At 68.5% G+C, this 24641-nt stretch carries 27 protein-coding genes and 4 pseudogenes; 9 read left to right on the top strand and 22 right to left on the bottom strand.

Annotation, left to right across the window (positions count from 1 at the left end):
- Positions 1–30: 30 nt before the first annotated feature.
- Complete coding sequence (locus ATL42_RS13560; protein WP_098455807.1) at positions 31–714, bottom strand: response regulator; 684 nt, start codon at positions 712–714, stop codon at positions 31–33.
- Entirely contained in the window at positions 711–1841 is a 1131-nt protein-coding gene (locus ATL42_RS13565) for a sensor histidine kinase (RefSeq protein WP_211281829.1), read from the bottom strand. The genes ATL42_RS13560 and ATL42_RS13565 overlap by 4 nt, the downstream gene beginning before the upstream one ends.
- A gap of 136 nt (positions 1842–1977) precedes the next feature.
- Between ATL42_RS13565 and ATL42_RS13570 the strand changes: the two genes are divergently transcribed.
- The 3 genes from ATL42_RS13570 (at position 1978) to ATL42_RS13580 (ending at position 4946) form a co-directional block, all read left to right on the top strand.
- Positions 1978–3030, top strand: a complete 1053-nt coding sequence (locus ATL42_RS13570; protein WP_098455808.1) for an asparaginase — start codon at positions 1978–1980, stop codon at positions 3028–3030.
- A 234-nt stretch (positions 3031–3264) separates the two neighbouring features.
- Positions 3265–3723, top strand: coding sequence for an ATP-binding protein (locus tag ATL42_RS13575; protein WP_211281830.1), 459 nt, complete (start codon positions 3265–3267; stop codon positions 3721–3723).
- A gap of 8 nt (positions 3724–3731) precedes the next feature.
- Entirely contained in the window at positions 3732–4946 is a 1215-nt protein-coding gene (locus ATL42_RS13580) for an NAD(P)/FAD-dependent oxidoreductase (RefSeq protein ID WP_098455809.1), read from the top strand.
- A gap of 49 nt (positions 4947–4995) precedes the next feature.
- On the opposite strand, the gene ATL42_RS13585 is transcribed toward ATL42_RS13580, so the two are convergent.
- A complete protein-coding gene (locus ATL42_RS13585) occupies positions 4996–5988 on the bottom strand; it encodes a diacylglycerol/lipid kinase family protein (protein ID WP_098455810.1) in 993 nt (330 codons plus the stop codon).
- Between the two features lie 199 nt (positions 5989–6187).
- On the opposite strand from ATL42_RS13585, the gene ATL42_RS13590 reads away from it, so the two are divergent.
- Entirely contained in the window at positions 6188–6844 is a 657-nt protein-coding gene (locus ATL42_RS13590; protein WP_245862567.1) for an Ltp family lipoprotein, read from the top strand.
- 16 nt (positions 6845–6860) lie between these two features.
- Here the strand turns inward: ATL42_RS13590 and ATL42_RS13595 are convergent, their stop codons facing one another.
- The 4 genes from ATL42_RS13595 to ATL42_RS13610 all read right to left on the bottom strand — a co-directional run bounded on the left by ATL42_RS13595 (position 6861) and on the right by ATL42_RS13610 (position 9468).
- Positions 6861–7418 carry a ribonuclease H family protein gene (locus ATL42_RS13595; protein WP_245862570.1) on the bottom strand — a complete coding sequence of 186 codons (558 nt, stop codon included), beginning with the start codon at positions 7416–7418 and terminating at the stop codon, positions 6861–6863.
- A 160-nt stretch (positions 7419–7578) separates the two neighbouring features.
- Complete coding sequence (locus ATL42_RS13600) at positions 7579–7944, bottom strand: hypothetical protein (RefSeq protein ID WP_098455812.1); 366 nt, start codon at positions 7942–7944, stop codon at positions 7579–7581.
- Between the two features lie 5 nt (positions 7945–7949).
- The gene (locus ATL42_RS13605) at positions 7950–8780 is read right to left on the bottom strand and encodes a hypothetical protein (RefSeq protein WP_098455813.1); all 831 of its coding nucleotides are present in this window, start codon (positions 8778–8780) and stop codon (positions 7950–7952) included.
- Between the two features lie 64 nt (positions 8781–8844).
- Entirely contained in the window at positions 8845–9468 is a 624-nt protein-coding gene (locus ATL42_RS13610; protein ID WP_169925439.1) for a helix-turn-helix transcriptional regulator, read from the bottom strand.
- 48 nt (positions 9469–9516) lie between these two features.
- Here ATL42_RS13610 and ATL42_RS13615 point away from each other — a divergent pair, with 48 nt between their 5' ends.
- Positions 9517–9909, top strand: coding sequence for a hypothetical protein (locus ATL42_RS13615; RefSeq protein ID WP_098455815.1), 393 nt, complete (start codon positions 9517–9519; stop codon positions 9907–9909).
- Between the two features lie 22 nt (positions 9910–9931).
- Here ATL42_RS13615 and ATL42_RS13620 read toward each other — a convergent pair whose 3' ends face one another.
- On the bottom strand, positions 9932–10762 hold the full coding sequence (locus ATL42_RS13620; RefSeq protein WP_098455816.1) for an SDR family NAD(P)-dependent oxidoreductase: 831 nt from the start codon (positions 10760–10762) through the stop codon (positions 9932–9934).
- Between the two features lie 58 nt (positions 10763–10820).
- Positions 10821–11528 carry a winged helix-turn-helix transcriptional regulator gene (locus ATL42_RS13625; protein WP_098455817.1) on the bottom strand — a complete coding sequence of 236 codons (708 nt, stop codon included), beginning with the start codon at positions 11526–11528 and terminating at the stop codon, positions 10821–10823.
- Between the two features lie 88 nt (positions 11529–11616).
- Between ATL42_RS13625 and ATL42_RS13630 the strand changes: the two genes are divergently transcribed.
- The gene (locus ATL42_RS13630; protein WP_098456582.1) at positions 11617–12288 is read left to right on the top strand and encodes a maleylpyruvate isomerase family mycothiol-dependent enzyme; all 672 of its coding nucleotides are present in this window, start codon (positions 11617–11619) and stop codon (positions 12286–12288) included.
- Positions 12285–12821 (top strand): annotated as a pseudogene (locus ATL42_RS16770) (maleylpyruvate isomerase family mycothiol-dependent enzyme); the annotation flags it as partial. The gene ATL42_RS13630 and the pseudogene ATL42_RS16770, both read left to right, overlap by 4 nt.
- Positions 12822–12929: 108 nt before the next feature.
- On the opposite strand, the pseudogene ATL42_RS16925 reads toward ATL42_RS16770, so the two are convergent.
- A pseudogene (locus ATL42_RS16925) lies at positions 12930–13019 on the bottom strand (hypothetical protein); the annotation flags it as partial.
- Between the two features lie 295 nt (positions 13020–13314).
- Here ATL42_RS16925 and ATL42_RS13640 point away from each other — a divergent pair.
- Positions 13315–14175, top strand: a complete 861-nt coding sequence (locus ATL42_RS13640) for a hypothetical protein (RefSeq protein ID WP_098455819.1) — start codon at positions 13315–13317, stop codon at positions 14173–14175.
- Positions 14176–14410: 235 nt separating this feature from the next.
- Here ATL42_RS13640 and ATL42_RS13645 read toward each other — a convergent pair whose 3' ends face one another.
- The 5 genes and pseudogenes from ATL42_RS13645 to ATL42_RS13665 form a co-directional block, all read right to left on the bottom strand.
- Positions 14411–14701, bottom strand: coding sequence for a hypothetical protein (locus ATL42_RS13645; RefSeq protein WP_098455820.1), 291 nt, complete (start codon positions 14699–14701; stop codon positions 14411–14413).
- Positions 14702–15063: 362 nt separating this feature from the next.
- Positions 15064–15399 (bottom strand): hypothetical protein, encoded by a 336-nt coding sequence (locus tag ATL42_RS13650; RefSeq protein ID WP_098455821.1) that lies wholly within the window; start codon positions 15397–15399, stop codon positions 15064–15066.
- On the bottom strand, positions 15396–15668 hold the full coding sequence (locus tag ATL42_RS13655; RefSeq protein WP_098455822.1) for a hypothetical protein: 273 nt from the start codon (positions 15666–15668) through the stop codon (positions 15396–15398). Before ATL42_RS13655 ends, ATL42_RS13650 begins: the two co-directional genes overlap by 4 nt.
- Complete coding sequence (locus tag ATL42_RS13660) at positions 15665–15952, bottom strand: hypothetical protein (protein ID WP_169925440.1); 288 nt, start codon at positions 15950–15952, stop codon at positions 15665–15667. The genes ATL42_RS13655 and ATL42_RS13660 overlap by 4 nt, the downstream gene beginning before the upstream one ends.
- Positions 15949–17014 (bottom strand): annotated as a pseudogene (locus ATL42_RS13665) (IS30 family transposase). Before ATL42_RS13665 ends, ATL42_RS13660 begins: the two are co-directional and overlap by 4 nt.
- Positions 17015–17659: 645 nt before the next feature.
- Here ATL42_RS13665 and ATL42_RS13675 point away from each other — a divergent pair.
- Positions 17660–18574: a phosphotransferase enzyme family protein gene (locus ATL42_RS13675; RefSeq protein ID WP_281254324.1), complete on the top strand. Its 915-nt coding sequence runs from the start codon at positions 17660–17662 to the stop codon at positions 18572–18574.
- A gap of 87 nt (positions 18575–18661) precedes the next feature.
- On the opposite strand, the pseudogene ATL42_RS13680 reads toward ATL42_RS13675, so the two are convergent.
- The 7 genes and pseudogenes from ATL42_RS13680 to ATL42_RS13710 all read right to left on the bottom strand — a co-directional run bounded on the left by ATL42_RS13680 (position 18662) and on the right by ATL42_RS13710 (position 24551).
- Positions 18662–19281: pseudogene (locus tag ATL42_RS13680) on the bottom strand (hypothetical protein).
- An 86-nt stretch (positions 19282–19367) separates the two neighbouring features.
- Positions 19368–20129: a VIT1/CCC1 transporter family protein gene (locus ATL42_RS13685; RefSeq protein WP_098455825.1), complete on the bottom strand. Its 762-nt coding sequence runs from the start codon at positions 20127–20129 to the stop codon at positions 19368–19370.
- A 153-nt stretch (positions 20130–20282) separates the two neighbouring features.
- On the bottom strand, positions 20283–20597 hold the full coding sequence (locus ATL42_RS13690) for a helix-turn-helix domain-containing protein (protein ID WP_098455826.1): 315 nt from the start codon (positions 20595–20597) through the stop codon (positions 20283–20285).
- An 89-nt stretch (positions 20598–20686) separates the two neighbouring features.
- Positions 20687–21709, bottom strand: coding sequence for an NADPH:quinone reductase (locus ATL42_RS13695; protein ID WP_098455827.1), 1023 nt, complete (start codon positions 21707–21709; stop codon positions 20687–20689).
- A gap of 47 nt (positions 21710–21756) precedes the next feature.
- Positions 21757–22461, bottom strand: a complete 705-nt coding sequence (locus ATL42_RS13700; protein ID WP_098456583.1) for a response regulator — start codon at positions 22459–22461, stop codon at positions 21757–21759.
- Positions 22462–22472: 11 nt separating this feature from the next.
- Positions 22473–23750, bottom strand: a complete 1278-nt coding sequence (locus ATL42_RS13705) for a sensor histidine kinase (RefSeq protein WP_098455828.1) — start codon at positions 23748–23750, stop codon at positions 22473–22475.
- Positions 23751–23927: 177 nt separating this feature from the next.
- The gene (locus ATL42_RS13710; RefSeq protein ID WP_098455829.1) at positions 23928–24551 is read right to left on the bottom strand and encodes a CG0192-related protein; all 624 of its coding nucleotides are present in this window, start codon (positions 24549–24551) and stop codon (positions 23928–23930) included.
- Positions 24552–24641: the final 90 nt, after the last annotated feature.

Below are 24641 nucleotides of genomic sequence, written 5' to 3' on the forward strand. Positions count from 1 at the left end.
CGGGGGATACCCGCTCGGAGGAGGAGCCCCTCAGGCCGGGTTGGCGAGCCCGAGCCGGTGGGCGAGCACGACAGCCTGGACGCGATCGCGCAGGGAGAGCTTCAGGAGGATGCGAGAGACGTACGTCTTGACGGTCTCGTGGCTGATGACCATCGCCTGCGCGATCTCCGCGTTCGACAGGCCGTCTGCGACGAGGACGAACACCTCGCGCTCTCGAGCCGTGAGCGCGTCGAGCACCCCGGTGTCACGGTCGGCGGGGCGCAGGTGCTCAGCGTGGCGGCCGATGAGCGTGCGGGTCACCGCGGGGGCGAGCAACGACTCGCCTGCGGCGACCGTCCGGATCGCGGTCAGCAGCTCGGCCGGCCGGGCGTCCTTGAGCAAGAACCCGCTGGCACCGGCCCGGAGCGCGTCGAAGACGAGCGAGTCCAGGGTGAAGGTGGTCACGATGAGCACCTTCGTCGGGTCGTCCACCCCCGGCCCCGCGATGCGCCGGGTGGCCTCGATGCCGTCGAGGACGGGCATCCGGACGTCCATCACGACCACGTCCGGGCGCTCGCTGCGCACCAGGCGCGTCGCCGCCTCGCCGTCGGCAGCCTCGCCCACGACGACGAGGTCGTCTTGCGCGCCGATGATCGTCGCGAAGCCGGTGCGCACCAGGTCTTGGTCGTCGCAGACCACCACCCGGATCGGGCGGGCAGCCGTGCCGCCGCTCACGCCGGCACCCGCGCGTGCACGACGAACCCGTCGCCCTCCGGTCCCGCGTCGAGCTCGCCGCCGACGAGGGCGACACGTTCGCGCAGCCCCTCGAGACCACGTCCTGCGCCCCGCCCCACCCCGACCTCGCCGTACCCGTCGTTCGTCACGCGGACATCGACCTCGCCTTCGTCGTACCGGACCCGCACCACGGTCGTGGCGCCGTGGGCGTGCTTCATCGCGTTCGTCAGACTTTCCTGGACCACACGGCTCGCTGCCAGGCCTGCCGCGCCGGCCAGCGGGCGCATCTGGCCTTCACGGACGAGGTCCACGGCCTGACCTGCCGAGCGTGCTCGCTCGACCAGGTCGGCGATCTCGAGGACGACAGGCTCCCTCGTCGGCTCTGCGGCACCGTCGAGCGCGCCGAGCAGGTCTCGCAGGTCGGTGAGCGCAGCCCGGCCGGTCTCGCCGATCGTCGCCAGGACGGTGCTGGTGCGTCCCGCGTCCGTGGTCCCGTACTGCGCTGCGTCAGCCTGTACCACCATCGCGGTGACGTGGTGCGTGACGACGTCGTGCAGCTCCCGCGCGATGCGAGCGCGCTCGGCTGCGAGCGCCTCGCGCGCAGCCAGCGCGGTGTGGCGAGCCTGAGCCTCCGCACGTACCCGCGACCAGGTGCCGGCCCACCACAGCAGGACGAGGAGCAGCCCGAACACGAGGTAGTCGAGCACCGTCGACGGCGAGCCGACGGCCTCCAGACCGACGGCGAGGAGCACGTACCCCGCGAGTGCGATCGTGCCCACGACCTGTCGTCGCTCCTCGAGGAGCGCCCCTGCGCCGACGAGGGCGACCAGCAGGCCGAGCGCTGCGAACGTGGTCGGGTATCCCATGAGCTGATAGGCGCCGAACGCGGTCCCGACGACGGCGAGAGACCACGCAGGCCACCGGCGAAGGGCCGCGACGGGTGCGCCCTGCGCCACCACGAGCACCCAGCCGGTCGCATCCATCAGCCGGTCAGGAAGCTCCGCGAGGTCGACCCCTTGGCGTGCCACGCCGGGGACGAACGCCAGCCCGACGAGCGCCACCGCTAGCAGCACGTCCCAGCGACGAGACGACGGTCGGACCTCGGGAACCACGTGCGTCTCGATCACACCCCAAGGGTAGGAGGCAGGCGCCGTCTTCCGGCACCACCCCGAACCGTGCCGAGATCGTGGCCGGGACGCGGCGAGCGGCGGCGTCGTGCTACGTCATGACGTCCTGTGCAGGCGCACAGGGTTGAATGGAGGGATGCTCTCGTCTCCTCCTCTCCGGCGCGTCCGGCTCATCACGCTCGGCGGAACCATCAGCTCCGAGCCCGCAGGCCCCGGCCCCGAGACGACCGGTCGCGGCTCGTCTGAGGGCCTGTCCGACGGGCCGGCCGGCGTCGTCCCCCGCAGCGGCGCAGGGCTCTTCCAGCAGGAGATCCAGCACTGGGTGCCGGGCGTCGAGCTGGTGCCGCTCGAGCTGCGCATGGTCCCGTCGCCCTCCCTGACCATGGCTGACCTGCTCGCGCTGCACGCCGCCATCGCCGGCTTCGGCGACGACGTCGACGGGGTGGTCGTCTCTCAGGGGACGGACACCATCGAGGAGACGGCGTTCGTCCTCGACGTCCTCGGCGCGGCAGCCCGCGTGCCCGTCGTCGTCACGGGTGCGATGCGGGACCGGACCACGCCCGGGGCCGACGGCGCCGCCAACCTCGTGGCCGCCGCGCTCGTCGCCGCGTCGCCGGACGCCCGCGGCGCGGGCGTCCTCGTCCAGATCGCCGACCGGACCCACGCCGCCCGCTGGGTGACCAAGCGCAGCACCTTCCGGGTCGATGGCTTCTCCTCCGAGCCCTTCGGCCCGGTCGGCGCCGTCGTCGAAGGGGTCGTCCACCTCGGGGGCGTCCCCCGCCCTCGCCCTGCGCTGCCCGTTCCGACCGGCGAGGCGCCACGGGTCGCGGTCGTCGTCGCAGGCCTGGGCGACGACCTCGCGCTCCTGCCCGGCCTCGCCGACGCCGGGTACGACGGCGTCGTGATCGCCGGCGCCGGAGGCGGCCACGTCGCCGCCAGCGCGGTCGAGAACGTCGCCGCGACGGTCGCCCGGATCCCCGTGGTGATGTGCAGCAGGGTCGGTTCCGGGCCTGCGCTGACCCAGACGTACGGGTACCCCGGAGGCGAGATCGACCTCGCACGCGTCGGCACCGTCCCAGGTGGTGGTCTCTCCGCTCCCAAGGCGCGGATGCTCCTCATGCTCCTCGTCGCGTCCGGCGCAACACCCGACGAGGTCCGCGACGGCATCGTCCGGTACGGCCGGGACTAGCCACCACGTCGGTGCCCGAGGCGGTGCTCAGGGCGCGGCGCCGTGGCCTGCGACGCGACCACCCCACCGCGCGCACCCGCCCGTCTGCTGTTAGAACAGGGTGTGAGCCGCGACTGCTCGGACGGCGCGAACGCCCCGGAGAAAGGGTGCTCAGCAGCACGAACGACGCTCGGCGACGAGAGGGATGTCATGACACTTTTGCAAACGAGGACGCCACCAGACGGTTTCCGTCTGGTGCAACGGTGGGAGCTCGACTCTGTGCACGCGCTCGCAGGACTTCGATCGTCGCTGCACGAGGTGATCACCGGTGAGGCCGAGATGCCCGCCGAGGACCTCACCGAGACGCCTGCTCGGATCGTCCTCGTCGCCAGCGAGCTCGCGACCAACGCCTTGCGCCACGCCACGGCGCCGCGTACCGTCCGGCTCTTCGCACGTGACCACGAGCTGCTCCTCGACGTCGTCGACCACGACCCGGCGACACCGCCGGTCGTCTCAGGCGGGCGCCCTCTCGGAGAAGGCGGGTTCGGTCTCAGGCTCGCTCAACGTCTCGCGTCGCAGGTCGGCTGGTACTCGCGCGGCACCGCCAAGCACGTCTGGGCATCCTTCCCCGTCACCGACCACGAGACCGTCGCGTGCGGCCCCCGCGCGCTCGACGGGATGCGGCTCGGACCGCGGTCGCAGGCGGTCGCTTGAGCGCCGCGATGGTTCCCCGCAGACAGCACGACGTCGTCATCGTCGGGGGCGGCAACGCAGGCCTCTCGCTCGCGGGACGGCTCGTCCGGGACGGGGCGAAGGACGTCGTCGTCATCGAGCCCGAGCGCGTCCACCACTACCGACCGATGCTCTCCTACGTCGCAGGAGGCGAGGCGACGCTCGACCAGCTCCGACGTCCGCAGGAGCGCGTCACGCCCAGAGGGGTCCGCTGGCACGCGGGCACGGTCGTCGCGGTGGACCCCGAGCGCTCTGTCGTGCGGCTGGCTGGTGGCGAGTCGATCGGGTACACCGACCTCGTGCTGTGCCCCGGCTCGCAGGTCGACTGGGACGCGATCCCTGGTTCCGAGGCCGCCGTCCGGACGCCGCACGCCGCGACGAGCTACCTGCCCGACTCGGCGGTCGACACCTGGAGCATGCTCTCCTCCCTCACCTCAGGCCGAGCCGTGTTCGTCGTCGGAGGCCAGCACGTGCCGTGCGCGCCGGTCGCTCTCAAGCCGCTGTTCCTGGCGGCCGAGCACTGGCGGCGCGAAGGGGTCCGCGAGCAGATCGAGATCGACCTCCTCGTCGAGGGTGATCGTCTCGTGGACCATGCACGCGCCGACCGCAGGCTGCGCGACGCTGCTGCCGAGCAGGGCGTCCGCGTCCGGTTCGGAGCGACGGTGGCCTCGGTCGACGCCGCCGCGCGGACGCTCGAGGTCCGGGCACGGCGCGACGGGACGGCTGCAGCGGTCGCGCCGACCACGGTGACGTACGACGCGCTGTACCTCGCGCCACCTCACCGCGCGCCGGCGTGGATCGCCGAGAGCGGGCTCGCGTGCACCGCCGACGGCGGCTTTCTCAGCGTCGACCCGCAGACGCTCCAGCACGTCGAGCACCCGAACGTCTGGGGCCTGGGGGACGTCGCCGAGGTCGACGCGCTGCCGTCCGGAGGTGCACTGCGCCGCCAGGTCCCGGTCGTCGCGAGCAACATCTCGGCACGCCGCACGGGCGCCCCCATGAAGCGCTATGACGGCTACTCGATCGCTCCGGTGGCCGTCTCCCGTCGCCGCCTGCTGCTCGCCGAGTTCGACCGTGCTGGGCGCAACCAGCCGTCCGTGCCGTTCCCCGACCTCGTTCGTCCTCGCCTGAGCACGTGGGCGTTCGACCGCTACCTCGAGCCGCACATCTACTTCCGTCAGCTGCTCCAGGGCAAGGTGTCCTGAGCCTGCCGAGCCGAGCCCGGGATCGTCTGTGCCGGGTGGAGCGCGGCCGCTAGCGTCCTGACGGCCCGGCCATGGGCACGCGCACGACGAGGTGCTCGTGGTCGACCCATGTCGTGAACGCGGTCGCCTCGCCGAAGCCGTCGCCGTCGAGCTCGATCTGTTCCGGCTCGCTCAGCTCGACCGTGATCGTGGATCCGCGGACGTACTCGAGGGCGCGCACGTCCTTGGTCCGGAACCTGCGGCCGAACGGGGTCCGGCTGAGGACGCCGTTCTCCCAGACGATCTTCGTGAGGACCTGGATCCACCCGACGAGGTTCTCTGGGCGCATGACGACGACGTCGAGGAGGCCGTCGTCGAGCGCCGCATCGGGCAGGAGGCGGACGTTGGCCTGGAGCGAGCCGCAGTTGCCGACGATGACGGTGTGCGCCTTGACGGACTCGGGCTCGGCGCCGTCGACGGACATCTGGAGCCTGACGTGGTTGCGGCCCTTGAGGGACGTGACGGCGGCGCCGACGTAGGCGAGCCAGCCGACCTTCTTCTTGAGGTCGTCGTCGGTGTTCTGGAGCATCGAGGCGTCGAGACCGACACCTGCCATGACGACGTAGGAGTGGCGTGCGACTGTCGAGTCGGGACGGGTGATCTCGATCGTCGCGACGTCGACCCGACGGTCCGTCCCGGTGAACGCGTCGTGCACGGAGCGGTCGAGGTCCTCGAGCGTGAGCTCGAGGTTGCGTGCGAGGAGGTTGCCCGTCCCGGACGGCAGGAGCGCGAGCGGGGTCTGGCTGTCGCCGATCGCCTCGGCGACGGCCCGCACGGTCCCGTCGCCGCCGGCCGCGAGGATCATGTCCGCACCGGCGTCGAGCGCGTCCCGCGTGGCCCCCTGCCCGGGGTCGTCGACGCTCGTCTCGAACCACACGGACGTGTCCCAGCCCGCTGCCTGCTCCTCGCGGGCGACGATCTCCCGGAGCGCGTCGAGGTCGACCTTGACGGGGTTGTACACGACGGCCGCGACACGGTTCGGGGCGGTGGCCGGTTCAGACATGGTGCGTGCTCGATTCCGTGGAGGTGTGCGGCGTGCAGGAGGTGCGCCGGTCAGAGTGTGCCCTGAGGTGGGGGTTCGTGCACCTCCACAGTGGTTCAGTCGTTTTTGGGCGACACGTCCTCGATGCCTCACATCGCACGACCGGCAGCCGATGTGATTCATGTCGCACGATGCCAGCTCATCTCGGAAGGACAGCACGATGACCAGCCCAGACGCTCCGATCTCGCCTCAAGAACCCGCGAAGGAGGTCGCTGCTCGGTCTTGGTACAAGAAGAAGCGCTACGCCATTCCGACCGCCCTCTTGGCGATCGGCGTCGCTGCAAACCTCGGTGGCGGTACCGACGAAGACGAGCCGGTCGCAGAACCCACCACGGTCACCGAGACGACCCCGGCAGTGGTGGAGGACGTGATCGTCGAGGTAGACGAGCCGACTGCGGAGGAGATCGCTGCTGAGGCTGAGGCTGAACGTGTAGCAGCTGAGAAGGCGGAGGCCGATCGAGTCGCCGAGGAGCAGCGAGCTGCGGCTGACGCCGAAGCGGCGCGAGCAGCCGAAGAAGCCGCGAGCGGGACGGTATCGCAGCAGAATGCCCTCAGCAAGGCCGGTGAATACTTGCGTTTCACGGCCTTCTCCCGAACGGGACTGATTGCCCAGCTCGAGTTCGAGGGTTTCCCCACGGAGGACGCGAACTGGGGTGTCGACCGTGTGGAGGTTGACTGGAACACCCAGGCTGCTGCGAAGGCGAAGAGCTACCTCGAGTACAGCTCGTTCTCTCGCGCAGGCTTGGTCGACCAGCTCTTGTTCGAGGGATTCACGGCCGAGCAGGCTGAGTTCGGCGTCAGCCAGACGGGCCTCTAGACGGCCCCGTCGTCCATCAGAAGAGGAGGTCGGCGTCGAGGGCGCGGGCGGGCGCCGCAGAGGCTGCTGCCGCCACGGGCCGGGGTGCTGGGACCGTCTCGTCAGCGCCGTCGGACCGCGTCACGACGACCTCGCCGCGCTGGGCCGCACGCGCGGCCGACCCCGCGAGGACGTCGGCGCGCTCGTTGAAGTGGTCGCCCTGGTGGCCGCGGACCCAGTGGAAGACGACCTTGCCTGCGCGGTCGGCCATCGCCTGCTCGATCCCTTGGACGAGGTCGAGGTTCTTGACCGGGCCGCCGCTCGCGGTGCGCCAGCCCTTGCGCTTCCAGCCCGTGACCCACACGGACGCGCACTTGATCGCATACTGGGAGTCGGACTCGATGCGCAGCTCGTCGGCCCCCGGGTGGGCACGGATCGCCTCGAGCACGGCCTGCAGCTCGGCCACCTGGTTGGTGCCCGACGCGATGCCGCCCGACGCGAACGAACCGTCGTGGTTCACCCACGCCCAGCCGCTCGCCCCTCCGGGGTTGCGCAGGCAAGAACCGTCCGTGCTGACTGTGATCACGGCGTCCATTGTGCCGTGCGGACCGGCTGAGCCGGACAGGCTCGTGCTCGGCTCGTGGGTGTTGTGTCTCCTCGAGCGATCGCGCAGAGCACCATCGGATTCCGTCCGAACGACGACGCCGGGCGGTGACGGAGCCTGCAGGCACCGTCACCGCCCGGCGACCGAGCGACTAGTTCGCGATAGTGACGAGGAGGAACTTCGATCCCTTGTCGTCTACGAGGTGGACGTCGGCGTTCGGGAAGGCGTCGGCGTCGAGGCCGTAGCCGATGAGCGGTAGTCCGTCGAGATCCTGTCCGGAGAACCTGATCGTCACGTCGGCGCCGTCAGGGCCGGGCGCCACGTCCGCATAGTGGACGACGATCGTGCCGTCGAACGGCAAACCGGTGTCGAGCATGCCGACCACGCGCGCGTGATTCGCGATGGACTGGCCCGCGGTGAGCTCCTGGGTGTAGAGCCACTGCGCCCCGTTGACCGTGACGGCCGTGAGCGTGGCGGCGTAGTCCGTGTCGTTCTTGACCGAGACGATGAAGTCCATGACGTCTACCGCACCTTCGCGCTGTTCAGCGCGGCCTGGAGGGCGACGGCCTTGAGGTCGCCGATCTTCTTCTCGACCGCGGCGATGAGGGTGTCGAACACGGCGTTCGCGGTCGTGTAAGCCTCGGGTGTGATCTTTCCCGCGCTCAGCTGGTCGAGCAGGTCCAGCTCGCGCTGCTTGAAGACGGTGATCTGGTCCGAGTACAGGCGCACGAGCTGCTGCTTGACCTCAGACTGCGCCTGCTGGACGGAGAACTTCACCGAGTAGATGTAGAGGTACTCGTAGATGTACTCGTTGTGGAAGAAACTTGTCGACTGGTAGCTTTCCGAGCTCACAGCAGCGAAGAGCTGCATGCCGTACCCGAGCGGCTTGTTCTGCATGTTCGTCTTGAAGGTCAGCGCGCTCGACGTGCCGAAGCTGAGCATGATGCTGCTGAGGACGTTGAACACCTGCCCCGCGATGTAGAGCTCGAGGTTTGCCATCTCACCGATCGTCGGGCCGAGCTCGGCTTTTGCCGTGCTCACCCCGTCCTTGTCGACAGTTGCCCCGGCCGGCGGCTTTCCTCCAGTGAAGACCGCCTGGGAGATGGCGTCGATGATCCCCTTGAGGTTGTCCATGCTGAACGACTGCTCTTGCATGAAGTCGTAGTTCAGCCCCGACGTGATGTTCTTCGCGTCGGTGTAGCCGCTGTCCTTGTAGAACGCGGTGATCTCGGCGTCGACCTTGCTCTGCACGTCTGACGCCTTCGTCGAGAGCTGGTCCTCGAGCGAGTGGATGTAGTCACGGAACGCGCTCTCGCTCTTCTCGAGGTCTTTGATGGTTGGTGTCTTACCCATGGTGTGCCCCCTGCTGGTGCCAGCCGGACGGTCCGACCTGGCACCTCCCACTCTCGTGACGCAGTCACGGACGAACATCACCAAAAGTGGCGATGTGGAGGGTGTTCGAGGCGTCCCACTCGGGCCCGGCCCGACGAGCGACCGCGACGGCAGCCAGCTGCGACTGCACCCCGAGCTTCACGAGGATCGACCGGATGTGGCTGCGGACCGTGTGCACCGAGTGGTGGGAGCCTGTGGCGATCGTGGCGGCCGACAGCCCCGCAGCAAGGCTCCTGAGCGTCACTCGCTCTGCATCGGTGAGCGTCGCCAGCGCGCAGTGCTCCGCGGCTCGTCGACGCACAGCCTCGCTGTCGTTCCGACACCGGCCTGCGAGCCCTAGCTCGACCAGGCCGAGCAGCACGAGGAAGGGCGCTGCTCGATCGAGGACCAGAGCGCCGCGGTCCACGAGCGGGACGAGGCTCGACAGCGCCTGGACAGAGGTGACGACGACGACGCCGGGCCGGCCGAGGACAGTCGGCACGTCGAGGTGCACGGTGTCGATGTCGTCGTCGGTCACGACCACGTACCGGCCGCGCCACGCGACCTCGCGCGAGCACACCGCGCCCGGCTCCGCAGGCCACCCGCGATCGACGAGCGCTGTGAGGAGTGCGGACGCAAGAGCAGAGCGCAGCGGTGCGACCACTGACACGGCACACTGGGCCTCCGTCCGCGTGGCAGCTTCGGAGAGGTTGTCCACGTGCAAGCCGTACCCGATGGCGATCGACCTGTCTGCCGCACGCCGCGCGTCCTGCGCAGCTCAGGACTCGGCCCGGGTGCGGTCGAGCGGCCGACCTCCGCGGCAGGACGTAGGTTCGTCCCACACGACCAGGGAGGGACCATCGCTCAGAACAACACCGCCACCGCGATCCTCGGCATCGCCGTCGTGCTCGCCGTGGTCGGCATCTTTCAGCTCGTCAAGGGTCTCGTGCTCGTCGCCCGGTCACGCCGGGCCACGGTCCACGACCTGTTCGACGAGTGGCCAGCCGCCGCTCGTCGTCGTGGGGTCAGGGCCTACCGGACGAGCGCCGTCTGCGGCGCCGTGGCCGTCGTCGCGCTCGTGCTCGTCTCCGTGAGCAACACCCACCTCTGACGCGAGAGCGCCAGCCGTCCCCTCAGGACGTTTGCGCGACGAGCGCTTCGGACTTCTCCCACAGGACCCGGGCGAGCTCGTCGTCGTACATCTCCGGCTTGACCTTTGTCGCGATCGCGCGGGACTCGTAGTACGCGCCAGGCTCGAACGTCGATCCGGGGGTGCCCTGCGCGAGCCACACGAGCTGGTCTGCGCCCTTCTCAGGGCTGATCGTGAAGAGTCGCTTGAGCGGGGAGTGGTAGAAGAAGCGCATGACGTGCGTGGTGTCGCTCGCGAAGCTCGTGCCGACGACGCCCGGGTGGAACGAGACCGCGTTGATGCCCTGGTCGCCGAAGCGGCGCTGCAGCTCCCGTGTGAACAAGATGTTCGCGAGCTTGCCGTTCCCGTAGGCCCGCTGCGGTGCGTACGACGTGGCGTTCTGCAGGTCGTCGATGTTGAACCTGCCGAAGGCGTACGCAGCCCGGCTCGCCGTCTGGATGACGGTCGCGCGTCCGGCGACGAGCGCCGGCATGAGGAGCGTCGTCAGCAGGAAGGGAGCGAGGTGGTTGACCTGGAAGGTCTTCTCGTTCCCGTCGACGGTCAGTGCGCGCTCGCCCATGATGCCGCCGGCGTTGTTCGCGAGGACGTCGATGCGCGGGTATGCAGCGAGGAGCTCGGCAGCGAGCGTGCGCACCTGCGACAGGTCCGCGAAGTCGGCCACGTAGAACGGCACGCCGAGCTTCGTGGCTACCGCCTCGGTCTTGCTCGCGGAACGGCCGACGACGACGACGGTGTGGCCGCCACGGACCAGCTCTGCGGCAGCAGCCTCGCCGATACCGTCGCTCGCTCCGGTGATGATGATGGTCTTGGTCATGGTGTTCCTTCAGGTCGTGACGGACAGGCGCTCGCGCCTCGGGGGTGGGATGTGGGGTTCAGGCGCTCGCGCTCGCGGTCGCGGTGGCGAGGCCGCGCAGCGAGGTCGCGTCGATGAGCTGGTGGACGGCTTCGGTGCTGCCGGTCGTGTGGACGCCTGGGAGCTGGTCGAGGGGGACACCACCGATGAGGCACGCCTTCCAGTCCTGGGTGGTGGCCGTGATCGTCGCGTCGACCGGGCCGGGCTCGGAGGACCTGCCGACGTGTGTCGCGTCCGCAGACATCTGTGCCAGGTAGGTGACCGGCCGGGCGTCCGGGCGCCGGGAGTCGGTGAGGTCGAGCGCGACACGACGTTCGTCGACGCACCCGGGGACGGGTCGCGCGTGGGCGCGCATCGCGAGGACCACGGTGTCTGGGCTCATGTCCGCGTCGCGCGGCAGCGCCGGCGACGAGACCGCCCACATCGACAGCGCCGTGTTGACCGCTTCGAGCTCGCGCCCCCACCCGGTGAGCTCGTAGACGTCGGCGCGCGCCGGTCCGGGCAGCTGGCGCCGGAGGGCGATGCCGTGGGCCTCCAGGTCGTTCAGCCGCTGGGTGAGGACCGCAGGGCCGATGCCGATCGTGTCACGCTGGATGTCGGAGAAGCGCTTGGGGCCGAGCAAGAGCTCGCGCACGACGATCAAGGTCCACCGGTCACCGATGAGGTCGAGAGCGTGGGCAGCGGCGCAGCCGTCGTTGTACGAGCCGTAGGAGCGCCGGGAAGCCATTGACACACCGTACTACGGTTCCAGTAGTGTCGACTTCAGTATCCGTAGCGAAGCTGTGTCCGACGCCCGCAACCGCACCGGAGCCGACATGCGCACCCCAGCAGCAGCGATCTGGCAGACCGTCCACACCGAACGACGACGCCTGGTCGCAGACCTGTCCGACCTCGAGGACGCGCAGTGGCGCACGCCCTCCCTCTGCCCAGGATGGGACGTCCACGACGTCCTCGCTCACCTCGTCGACACAGCACGAACGGGCAGGCTCGACTTCGTCCGCGGCCTGCTCGCCGCACGCATGAACTTCGACCGCGCGAACGAGCGCGGCATCGCCCGGCAGAAGCGGCACGACCCGAAAGACACGCTCGAGGCGCTCACGCACGCGACCAGCCTCACCCGGACACCGCCAGCGAGCCTCGAGACCCGACTGGTCGAGGCGATCGTCCACGGCGAAGACGTCCGCCGCCCCCTCGGCATCGACGGAACATACCCAGAGCCGGCGATCGCCCAGGCGCTCGCCTACCAGCTGCGCACACCGGTCGCCTTCGGAGGCGGGCGCGAACGCGCGGCAGGCCTTCGGCTCGTCGACCGCACCACCAGCACAGCATGGGGCACGGGCGACGACGTCGAAGCAGACGTCATCGACCTGCTCCTCGCCGTCTCCGGTCGACCTGTCCAGCAGAACCGGTTCGCCGGTGCCGGAGCAGCCCGCCTCGTCGCCGCAGCCACCCGCACGACCCCCGACCGGAAGGCACGCGACCGATGAGCACCGGAGCCCCCGGCACGGCAGGAAGCCAGGACGCCTCTCTCTGGGCGCACGTCCGCACCGAGCGCGCTGCGCTCGCAGAAGACCTCGCCGGTCTCGCTCCAGAGCAGTGGCGCCGCAGCACCCTGTGCGGAGAGTGGGACGTCGAGGAGGTCGTCGCGCACCTCGTCGCTGCGGCGAGCCTGGGCCGGTGGCCGTGGGTGCGCAGCATCGTCGGGGCGCGTTTCCGTCCGGAGGTGCACAACCAGCGCAGGATGACCGATCACCGTGGCACGACGTCGGTCGAGACGCTGGAGCGCTTCCGCGCCATCGTGGGCAGCACGACAGCACCGTCCGGCCACACCTCGGCCTACCTCGGCGAGGTCCTCGTGCACGCTCAAGACATCCGGCGGCCGCTCGGGATCCGCCGGTCACCGAGCGTCGAGGCGCTGACGCCCGTGGCCGACTTCTACGCCCACACCAACTTCACGGTCCCGAGCCGGACGACCGCCGAGGGCGTGCAGCTCCGCGCTGACGACGGTCCGTTCGCTACGGGTACCGGCCCGCTCGTCACCGGGTCGACACTCGCTCTCGTGATGAGCATGGCCGGACGGGCGCCGTACCTCGACCTCGCAGCCGCCTGCACGCAGCTGGTCCATCTGAGCGTCCAGGTTCTGATCCCGGGTCGACACGCGCGCATATCCGATCGAAGCCATGCCGGAAATGTGCGGCGAACGTACCTCACAGCACATAGGTCTCGGACACGGGCCACGAGACACGACGCGCTCACTCGGACCTCAAAGTCGGGGACTGTCTCATGGACGGTCGTTCGTAGACAGTGGTCATGGTGTCACCAGCGTCATGACACAGAACGTGTAGTCGTCCGCGGCTCGCACGGTTGGGGGCCGCTTGGCGTCTGCCCAGCGCATCGAGGCATCGAGCCTCGGACACCGCCGAGGGCCGACGCCCGGTCGGGCCTGCCTACGACGACACGCGTGAGGCGACTCCCCAAAGGTCGTTGTCGTATCTGAACTGTAGACTGAAAAAATGGAATTCGTACCGTTCGATGCTTCAGAAGACGAGGTCGCGGCCAGGCAGGTGCTCCGCAGCGGCGTACCCACCTCGATGCGTGCGCCGATCACGAATTGGATCTGGCATCAAATGGCATCGCCCCAGGGCTTCGTGAAGCCGTACGCAATGCACACGATCGAGAATAATCTTGACATATCATTCGGCTTTGACTCCACCTTCACCGGGGTCCTCGAAAAGAAGGTCTTCCTCACCCTGTTGGGGAAACGCGATGCGAGAAACCTATTGCGGATCGCCGATTGGCTGCTCGCCCAGGCGGGCTCTCGGGGGACAAAACATATCGCCCTTCAGGCTGTCCTGCGGCAAGGACGTTCGCAGTACGAAGTGGTGCTCCGCGACTCGTCTTACCGGCTGGCGCTACGGCTGCCTGAAGGTGTGCAGGCGGCGGCCGAGCAGGTGATGGATCTGGGAACGCCTGGCACCTTGTTGAGGAGGGCGTGGTCGAAGCTGTATGACATTGACCCCGATCCAAGCGGCGCGTATTCAGCTGCTGTGAAGGCTGTCGAAGCTGCGGCACTCCCGGCGCTCGGGATCTCGAGACCCACTGCGACGATTTCTGACGCGGTGCGGGCGATTGAACGCAGGGAGGCCACTTGGCGCCTTCCGTTCAAGCGGGAGCACACCGAGTACCTGTCGCGAGATGTCCTGCTCGGCATGCTCAAATCGTTGTACCGAGGTCAGCGCGACCGCCACGGGAGCGACGCCTATTCGGACGTGACGCCCGAGGAGGCCGAGGCCGCCGTCCTGATGGCGGTTCCCCTCGTCGGTTGGTTCGCCCGTGGCCTCATTGAGGAGCGGGACGTCGCGACCTTCGGTTGACGCCGACCACGGCCAGCGGTGAGTAGCGACCCGGGCTGCCCTCGAAGAAGTGCACCAGTGAGGTTTTTCTCACCAGGGGGTTCGTCGGGTTCCTCGTTGGAGTGTGGTCAGGACGAACGTGGCGGCTAGCTTCGATCTTTCATCGGGCTCGTGAGGTGGGTCTTTTGGACGTTAAGGCGCCTGCTCGGGTGTGATTCCACTTTGTGGGTATGACGGATGGTCCCGTGTTGTCGGGTTAGGTGCCGGTTCCAGGCTCGGGTGGTCGCGCGGGGGTCATTGAGTCGGCGGTAATTCGTTCGATTAGCACGTCGAGGAGTTTCTCGGTCATCGAGAGTCGACTAGACAGTGCGCTTATCCGCGCCTGATCAATCCGAAAGAGAGCCGCAACGGTCTCGGGATCGGCCGTATCGACAACATCCCCGAAAGGTGCGGCCAGCCCCTCGACCTTTCCCTCGAGGAGGGAGGTCGCCTCGGTTCGCGCCTGGATCCACTCATTTTTGACGGCGACGAGATCATCATTGTTCATCTTGCATCTCCCTTGGCTCCGGCCTGCGTGCTAGGTACGCCCGAGCTCGACAGTTAGAACGTGGAGGTCGACTCGGCTGGATGGCGCTCCGGCCGGGATCGGCCGGGCGATCAACGATCTTGAGCGTACTCTCGGGTCGGCCTGCTTGGCACATGAGCCGACACGACCACACCGCCTTGGGGCCTCCGCGCATGCGTGAGGACCTGGTCAAGACGCAGCAAGGGCCCGGTCGAATTGACCGGGCCCTTGCTAACGCATGGAGTGTGGAAAAGCGCCTAGAATGGCTGCGTCATCTCCTCTGGGATGGCAGGCGCAGGACCCCCGCTGGGACATGCCATCCCCTAGAAAAGGCGGGGGTTCTGTTATGTCCGGGGGGTCTCGTCGCCGCGCGAGACGTCCACCTGGTGCGTCGAGTCCTTGTCGATCACCTGGTGAACGGCCGAGAGCGTGCACCGGTAGCTCCCGCCCGGGAAGGGCGTGAGGTCCTTGCAGCGCATGGTGGCCTCGAGCCGGGCCAGCACCGAGGCCGGCAGGTCCGAGACATGCATGACCATCGGCTGCGACGGCCGGGTTGCCTCGATCTCCACGAGCAGTGCACGCACATCGCCGGCACGCATGCTGACCAGCTCGTGGTCGTCCCAGCCGTCGAGCTTGCGAGACAGGCGCGCCCGCTGGACGGGCGTCAGCATGAGGGTCACGCGCTTTCCCTCCCCTTCTTCCAGGGGAGGTCGCAGGTCGGGGTGCCTGCGGCCACGTCGTAGAGAAGCTCCCACCGCCCCTCGATGTGCTGGTAGACGCGCCCCTCGGCCACGCCGTACCGGAGGTCCCCGTCCGGAGAGCGGGTGTTGTGGGCGCGCGACGAGATGGACGCCAGGGCCTGGCCGCGCTTGAGGTATGCGCGTGATGTGGGTGTCCGGCTGGGGATGACCGAGGCGTATGGCCCCTCGACGGGCAGGTCGCCGCTCACCGCTTCACCTCCACGGCGCCGACCTCGACGAGCTCGCGAGCGAGGGCGTCCGGGGTGAGCTCAGTGACGATCTCGAATGCCTGCTCCATCGCGGTGGTGAGGGTGGCGATGTCCGCGTCGACGGCGTTCGTCTGGTGGTAGTCCCAGAACGCCAAGGGCGCCAAGGGGCACCCGGTGAGGCCGAGCGCCTCGAGATCCGCCTCGAACACCGCCCCGTCGGGACCATCGGCCTTCAAGTAGCCCGGTGCGTCAGTGCCCTCCACGACGGGGGCGCTTGGTGTCAAGGCGTGGACGCAACGTTGGCGTTGAGGAGCTCTTCGAATTTCTCCCGTGGTGTGTAGAAGCCGAGGGCTGCTCGGGGGGGGGGGGGGGGGGGGGGGGGGGGGGGGGGGGGGGGGGGCGTTGAGCTCTTCGGCGATGGCGTCGAGGTACGGCTGGTGGTCAGTGATGACGGTGCCCTTGGGCAGGTACTCCCGGATGAGGCCGTTGGTGTTCTCGTTCGTGCCCCGTTCTCAGGGGGACCGGGGGCGGGCGAAGTAGACGGGCATCGTCGTTGCGAGTCTCAGCGCGCCATGGCGGGCCATTTCCGAGCCTTGGTCCCAGGTCAAGGACTTGCGCATCATGGCCGGCAGGGAGTTCGCGTGGTCGATGAGCAGGTCCGCCAACGGGGCCGATGTCTTGCCCTTCGGCAAGCCGAGGATCACCGTGAACCAGGTGGTGCGGTCCACTCGCGTCGCCACTGCGGTGCGCCCGAACGCCCCCACGAGGCGGTCACCTTCCCAGTGCCCGGGAACCCGGCGGTCAGCGACCGTGGCGTCGTGGTCGTCGATGGGGACCATTCCCACGATCGGCCCGGTCCGCTCACCAGCAACTGTGCGGGGCCGGCGGGCAGCGGGCTTGGAGCGCAGCATCACTGCGTGCTTGGCGAGGTCGCCCTTGGGCAGGGCATAGATGAACCGATAGATCGCTTCGTGGCTGGCCGGGGCACCGCCGGCCGCAGGGGAATGACTCACCGTCGCAACGGTGGGGCCGACGGCTTCCAGAAGCAACCGGCCCGCAATCTGCCGGGGCGTCCTGGACCTCTTCAGATCCGCCAGGACCCGAGCCCGCAACACCGGATCGCGGGCCACCTTGCCGACCTGCGGTCGCCAGCGGTTGCGCCCAGCTCGACAGTCCGCCGTCACCAACCGATACCCCAACGTCTTCGTCGAGTTCCGGCTGACCTCACGGCTGACCACCGAGGGAGCACGGTCGATATGAGCGGCAATCCGGCGCAACGACCACCCCGCCTTGAGGCTCGTAGAGATCTCCACCCGATCAGCGACCGTCAACGTCCTGCGCCCCACACCCGCACCCCTCGCCGACCAGCACTGTTACTACGACGCTATGACACCAAGACGGACCGCGCGCCACAACGTCTTCCACGTCGTGCCGAGCCGTCGGGCAAGACCCTCGATCGTGGCGTGCTGCCGGCGCAGCTGCTCGACGAACAACCCGACCGGGCAACCGGCATCAGGGCACCGCCAAGTCCGCTGCCGCCACCGCACCTCGACCCGGACCGCGCCGGGAACATCACGCAGCCGCCGGACCCGCCGCCCTCGCCCGACCGCGACGACCCCGCACGACGGGCACCCCATCAGCTCCCACGGTGTGGAGACCGTCACCGTCAAGCACGTCGGGCCGCGTTCAACCTGCTCGACATGGACACCATCCAGCCCGAGCAGGACATCACAGTGCGGACAAGGACCAGTCGTGGGCGCGCCAGCGCACCCCGTAGCGTTGGACACCGTCGAGGCACTCGTTCAGAACAGGTTGCTTGGTCACTACCGATCCTCGGGGACCTCGACCCCTCAACCCACCACCACGCTCACCGGCGAGCCGCCACCCCCACCGGAAGTCCGAAGAGCCAGCCAGTTCCAAGGAACCAGACAGAAAAAGGGATCATGAGCGATAATCGCCTCCATCCTATGGAGCAAGTTGACAACGCTCTCATGAAGCGCCTCTGCGAGCCCTACGGGCTGGTCCCAGAGGGTTTCTCCGTGCTTAGCGGTGGGCTTATTAACACTAACGTTAAGGTGGAGACCGCCGAAGGTCCCGTGTTGCTAAGAATCTACATCTCCGAGCGCACGTGTGAACAGGTTGAATTTGAAATGTCGGTTCTGAAGCAGCTCCATGAGCAGGGATTGCCTGTTCAGCGCCCCCGCTCGACCGTCAACGGTGCTCTCGTCTCGTCTGACTCCGGGCGCCACCACGTTGTCCTGGACTTTGTGCCCGGTACTGCGATGGATGACGAAGATCTCGACGACCGGATGGCCGCCGACATCGGCCGCTTCGTTGCGCACATGCATGAGGCACTCGATGGATTCGTTCCACGAGGCTCGCGGCCCTCTGCTGACACGGCGTTCATCGACACACAGCTCGACTCTTTGGCCGAGCTCGAAGGTGGATACCGTGGAGTGCAGAACCTCTGGCCTGCAATTCGGGATTACTTTAACAGCCGCGACGTGGCGCAGGGCGTGGTACACGCCGACATCTACCCGGGCAACATCATCGTTGACGAGACGAATCGACTTCGGGCCGTTATTGACTTCGACGACTGCTACTGGGGTACGCAGGTGTTCGACCTCGCGATCGTGACCATGGCGTTCTCCTTCATTGGCGCGTGCGGTCATGACTGGCGACGCGCGGGTCTCGTCCTCGGTGCCTACGAAGCCGTCCGTGGTCCGATCGATTCGCAGGACCTCTACTTGTCGATGATCCTCAACTGTGTCCGGTTCTACGTTTACACCTTGCCGTTGACGCGCGCAGAAGGCCGTGAGGCGATAGAGAACCCGTTTGCCCGACGCGCTGCACACTTGGTCGACGCCACGACACGAACTGAATTTTTCACCTCGAGGGAACTGTGAGCCCGAATCCATCCTGGAAGTACGCACATCTCGTCAGTTTTCTACAAGATTTGGGCGAGAGGACTCTTAGCGAGCAACTTTTGCGGCTCATCGCATTCGAGGGTGTAGTTGGGGTCTGAAGCCGCCGGTTTCGAGTAGGGATCGGGCGATGTAGTTCGTCAGATTGCGGTACCCGAGGGCGGACCCGCGTAGGTGTTCGAAGTGGGCCAGGACGTCGTCGGCGCGCTTCTTCAGGGTCCGCCTGAGAGTGATGACTTCGCTCAGTGCGCGCGGGACGCCGCTGGCGACCGCGTCAATGCGCTCGCTCATCAACGCTCGGCCTTGGAGCGACCCTCGACCATGTCCAACAGCCTCGCTGGCCCCGTGCCGTCGCGAATCGGGGTCAGGCCGATGATCGACAGTGACGTACTTCTCGCCGCGGCGGGTGTGGCGCCACACGTGCCCGCACCCGGTGCACTGGTAGCGGCGCACCGTGACCAGCAACACCGCGGGACGCCAGCCCACCGGCTCGTGGCCAACCGGCGCGTCACGCTATCCCCGGGCGAGCCCTCGCACCCACACCGACGACACCACCCGCCGTCCTGGACGACCCGGCACGCAAGGACCGTCCGGTCAGGTTCAAGGCGTTGCCCCACAACATGCAACCCGAGTTCGTCGAGGCGAGCGAACGTGGTCAGGTCAGGGCAGGCAAAAGTAGCGTCAAGCACGTCGAGGCTCTCGTCTGCGCTGAGCCACCAAACCCGGTACGAGACACCCTCCACGCACGTATCACCAACGTCATGACCCACAACACCTAGATGCCGCTCACGCCGAGCAGGTTTCCGATCGCGAAGGAGATCGCCATGGCGACGGCACCTCCGACGACCATGCGCAGCACCGCGCGCGTGCGCCCGGCGCCGCCGATGGTGGCGCTCGCGCTACCGGTGAGGGCGAGCGCGAGCAGGACCGCGACGAAGGTCACCGATACCCGGAAGGCGGCTGGAGCGAGCCAGATCGCAAGGAGGGGGAGGAGCGCACCGACCGTGAACGAGATCCCGGACGAGATCGCAGCATGGGTCGGGTTCGTGAGGTCGTCGGGGTCGAGGGTCAGCTGGGCATCGATGTGCGCGGCGTGGACGTCGTGCGCCGTGAGCTCTTCCGCGACCGCGCGGGCGGTCGCCTCGGAGGCTCCCTTACGGCGGTAGACCGCCGTGAGGTCGTCGAGCCCGGCCGCCGGATCGTCGTCGATCCGGCGCCGCGCCCGCGCGATGAGGGATCGTTCTGCGTCGCGCTGGCTGCTGACGGAGACGTACTCGCCGAGGGCCATCGATGCTGCGCCTGCCACGAGCCCGGCGACGCCCGCGGTGAGGATCGGACCGATCTGCGACGTCGCACCGGCGACACCGATGATGAGCCCGGCGATCGAGATGATGCCGTCGTTCGCGCCGAGCACCCCGGCACGCAGCCAGTTGAGCCGTGCGGCATCGCTCGCACCTGTGTCGCTCGCACCTGTGCCGGTCGGTGGGAGCGCACTGTCGAGCGGGAGCTGGCTGGGGCGCGACTGCAGATCGGTCATATCGAGGACGGTACGTCGATCAATTGCATTCCGCTAGCAAGGAAAGGAAACGCTTTGCATGGAGAGCCGAACCTAACAAAGGCATTGTTTACCTTCTGTCCGGCGTATTCTTTTCGGCTATTCCGGGCGCGAGGAACGGGGCGTCGGAGCGGCCTACCCGCGACGAGGCGAGACGCCGGCGGTGGGTGGTGTGCCCGTCCTGGGGGTCGGCGCCACGGTGACGGCGGAGCCGATGGGGACGACCACCAGCTCGTAGCCGCACTCGGTGAGTGCAGCTACGAGCGTGTCTGTCGCTGTGGGCAGGCCACGTTCCATCCGGGAGACGGTCGGGCGAGACGAGCCGATGGCCTGGGCGAGCTCGCTCTGCGTCGTGCCGCTCGTCGTGCGGACGGCCTGGACGGCGCTGGCCAGCGCGCCGAGGGTCCGCACGCGGTAGAACCGTTGATGCATCGTTGCTGACTCATCCATGCGTGAATCTTAGGAGAGTCATGATCGTGCTGACGACGGACAGGTCACCGACGGTTCGCGCGGGAACCTCACCCGGTCCCGTGGCACGTTCAGGCCGTCTCGTCGGCAACTCTGATGAGCACCTTGCCCGTGACGCCGGCCGCGACGGCGTCGTGCGCTGCCGCGGTCTGGTCGAGGGGAAACCAGGTGAGCGGGAGCCCGGCGGACTCTCCGACCGGCAGGACGCCGGCGCCCAGCGCGGCCGTGATGTCCTCCGCGGCGGCGTGGAGCGCTCGCTCCCCCACCGTGTAGAGGAGCAGGCCCTGCCAGCGGACGTTCTTGACGAAGCTCGCGACGATCGGGGCCGTGAGCTCCTCACCGTTGTTGTTCGCGTAGTAGGCGATGCTGCCGTGGTTGGCGATCACCTCCACGTCGAGCGCCGCATTCTGCGCAGGCGCCACCTCGACGACATGGTGGACGCCGTCGGGGGCGATCTCCCGGATGCGGTCAGCGAGCGCGTCGTCGGGGTAGCGGACGATGTGGTGCGCGCCGGCGGCACGGGCCAGGTCGGCCTTCGCGTCGCTGCTGACCGTCGTGATGACGGTCGCTCCCGCCCACGCAGCGAGCTGGATCGCGGCGTGGCCGACGGCTCCGGCACCGCCCTGGACGAGGACGACGCGTCCGGCGAGCGCACCGGGGGCGAGCCGGGAGGGGCCGTCCTCGTGGACGGTCAGGGCGCGGTGCGCCGTCATCGCGGGCACGCCGAGGCTGGCTGCGACATCGAGGCCGACGCCGTCGGGCAGGCGCACGGCACGGTCTGCTGGGAGGACGGTGAGCTCCTGAGCCGTTCCCGTCGGGCGCCCGTGCGCTGCGAGGTACACCCACACGCGGTCGCCGACAGCCAGGCTCGTGACGCCGTCGCCGACCGCGTCGACGATGCCTGCACCGTCCTGGTTCGGGACCATCTCAGGGAATGCCAGGGCGCCGCCCGCACGGGCCTTCCAGTCGGTCGGGTTCACACCGGACACGACGACGCGCACCCGCACCTCACCAGGGCCCGGGACGCCGACCTCGCGGTCGACGAGAGACAGGACGGAGGAGTCACCGGGACGGGAGAACACGATTGCTTTCATGTGCAGGTACAAGGAGCGGGGGCTGTGTCGTATTCCGTCGGCCGTACTCACGAGGGTGTCGGTAGCAGGACGAGCCCGCTCTCGTAGGCAGCGATCACGAGCTGCACGCGGTCGCGGCAGCAGAGCTTGCGGAGGATCTCTGACACGTGGGACTTCACGGTCGCCTCGCTGATGAACAGCTCGACGGCGATCTCGATGTTCGACAACCCTCGGGCAACCGTGAGCAGCACCTCTCGCTCCCGGCGGGTGAGGTCCTCGAGTCCAGGTACGGGTGCCGCCCGGCGGGTGGGGACGGCGAAGTCGGCGACGAGGCGCCGGGTCACGTTGGCACCGAGGAGCATAGAACCGTCGCCGACGAGCCGCACTCCGTCGACGAGGCGGTCCGCCGTGACGTCCTTGAGCAGGAACCCGCTCGCGCCGGCGCGCAGTGCGTCGTAGACGTACTCGTCGAGGTCGAAGGTCGTCAGGACGAGCACCTTGGTGCTCGGGTACTCGTCCGTGATGCGTTGCGTCGCCGCGATGCCGTCCATGACCGGCATCCGTACGTCGACCACCGCGACGTCGGGCTGGTGCGTCGCGACGAGGGCGAGCAGCTCCGCGCCGTTGCCTGCCTCCCCGAGGACCTTCAGGTCCGGCGCCGAGTCGAGGATGGCGGCGAAGCCCCGGCGCACCACGGCTTGGTCGTCGGCGACGACGACGGTGGTCGCCGTTTCTCCCGTCGTGCCTTCTCCCGTCGTGCCTTCTCCCGTCACCTGTCCGCTGGTCACACGCTCACCTCTGCTCGCCCGTGTGCGGTGACGTCGACCGGCAGGGTGACCATGAGATGGAATCGGTCCTCCCCGAACTCTGCGGTCATGGTGCCACCGAGAGACTCGACCCGTTCGCGCATCCCGATGATTCCGCGCCCAGGTTCCGCCGGTCCCGTGCCCCGTGAGAGGTTGGTCATGGTGAACCCGACGGTGGAACAGGCACGTGTCCGGGCGAGCGTCACAAGAGATCGTGGGGCATGACGCCGTGCGTTCGTCAGTCCTTCCTGGACCGCCCGGTAGAGGACGTACCCCTGTGCGGACGGCACGGTGCCCCACCCGCCGTCGACGTCGACGTGCTGACCGGCGGCTTGGGCGCTGAGCACGAGCTCGTCGATGTCTGCTGCCTTCGGCTGCGGCGCTCTGCTCGGCTGTCCGTTTCCGCTCACCTCGGTGCGCTGCAGGACGACCAGCACCTGGCGCAGCTCACCGAGAGCCTGCCGGGCGTCCTCGGCGATGTCTGCGAGGACGGCCCGTGCGGCGGCATTGAGGTCCGGGTGCTGGTACGGCGCGCTCTCCGCGCGTACAGCGACGAGCGAGACATGGTGCGCGACGACGTCGTGCAGGTCACGTGCCACCTGTGCGCGCTCGCCGGCGATGAGCTCGATGTGCAGCGCGTGCGTCTCTTTCACGAGTGCTGAGAGCTCCTGTCGCCTGGCGCGTTCCAGTGTGCTGATGCTGGCGATGATCGCGACGACCGCAGTGATGGCTGCGACGTACAAGACGAAGACCACGAGTCGTGACCCTGGTGTCAAACCCGCAGTGACGAAACCGATCGGGAGGACCGCGGGGGTCTCGGTCTTGCAGTACACGGCGACGATCGACAGGGCTGCGGCGTAGGGGGCGACGGCGCGGCGCCAGGACACGGTCGCGGCCAGTGCTGCGACGGTGATCGTGCCGAGGAGCCAGCCCCACACGAAGGTCTGCCACCACGGCACCATGAGGAACGGGAGAAGGGTGAGCCCTGTCGCAAGGAGTGCCGAGCGCTTGGTGAGGAGTACTCCGACGACGACGCAGGCCCCTGCCACCGCAGTGAACACTGCGAGCGTGTCGCGATCGGGAGGCATGAGAATGGAGGCAGTCCGCTCGAAGTGCATAGCGATAGTCAGGCCAGGTGTCACGACCAGGAAACCCGCGACGACGAGCGCGAGCACCACGGTGACGGCCTCCCGTCGGCACCACGCGACGACGGAATAGACGGCGCTGGGGGAAGCCGTGGACACTGTGGTGGTCATGAGCCCATCGTGCCGTTCTCGTAGCAGGGGGGCCTCGGTCCTGAGACGGATCTTCCTCCCCGTCGCGAGGAGCACACCGACGAGCAGATCGCTCCCTCCGGCACAGGGTCGTGCGTGGGGCCGCCCGGCTCGGCCGCGAACGAGGGGACGCGGACTGTGTCCGGACGTAGACGGCCGCTACCTGTTCTGGCGTGCCCGTACGCGGGCCAGGACCTGAGGCGCTGTCCGCTCGCCGTGCTCGGTCCAGGTGCCGGACAGGATCTCGACCTGGAGCCCGTCGGTCGCGGGTTCGCCGTCGGGTGCGTCCGTGCCAGGGGTGCGCACGAGGTCGAGGCGAGCGCCGGCGGTCTGTGCACCGTCCTCGATGCCGGGGCCGCTGCCGACGACCGTGGCCGTGGACTCCCGCAGCACGGGCGCTCCGTCGACCTCGACGTACTGGTCGGCCTCGCGGGCGCCAGCGAGCACGGTGTCGACGAGGACCGCACGGTAGACCGGGTCGCCTTCGGCGTCGTAGACCCAGCGGCGACCGAGCACCGAGTGCTCCATCGTTGTGATGAGGAAAGAGTCCCCACCGGCCAGGGGTGCTGCGCGGTAGGTGAGCGGGACCTGGAGGACCGGACCGCCGGCGCGCACGAGCAGCGTCTCGATGCCCACCTCGCCGTCCGGGTCGTCGAAGCGGTAGGACGCGACGAGGGTCAGGGCTGTGTCCGCTGTGCCGGTGAACCACGGCTGGGTCGGGACCCAAGCAGCAAGGGCCTCGAGCTTTGTCGGTCGGATCGTCGCCTGGTGGATGAGCGCCATGGGTCGACCTTAGACGTCGACCGACACCCATCCGGTTGCGGACCCTCGTGCGGGGTCCAACACTGGCGTGAGGGGTATCTGCTCCGGGGT

The sequence above is a fragment of the Sanguibacter antarcticus genome (assembly GCF_002564005.1).
Lineage (GTDB): Bacteria > Actinomycetota > Actinomycetes > Actinomycetales > Cellulomonadaceae > Sanguibacter > Sanguibacter antarcticus.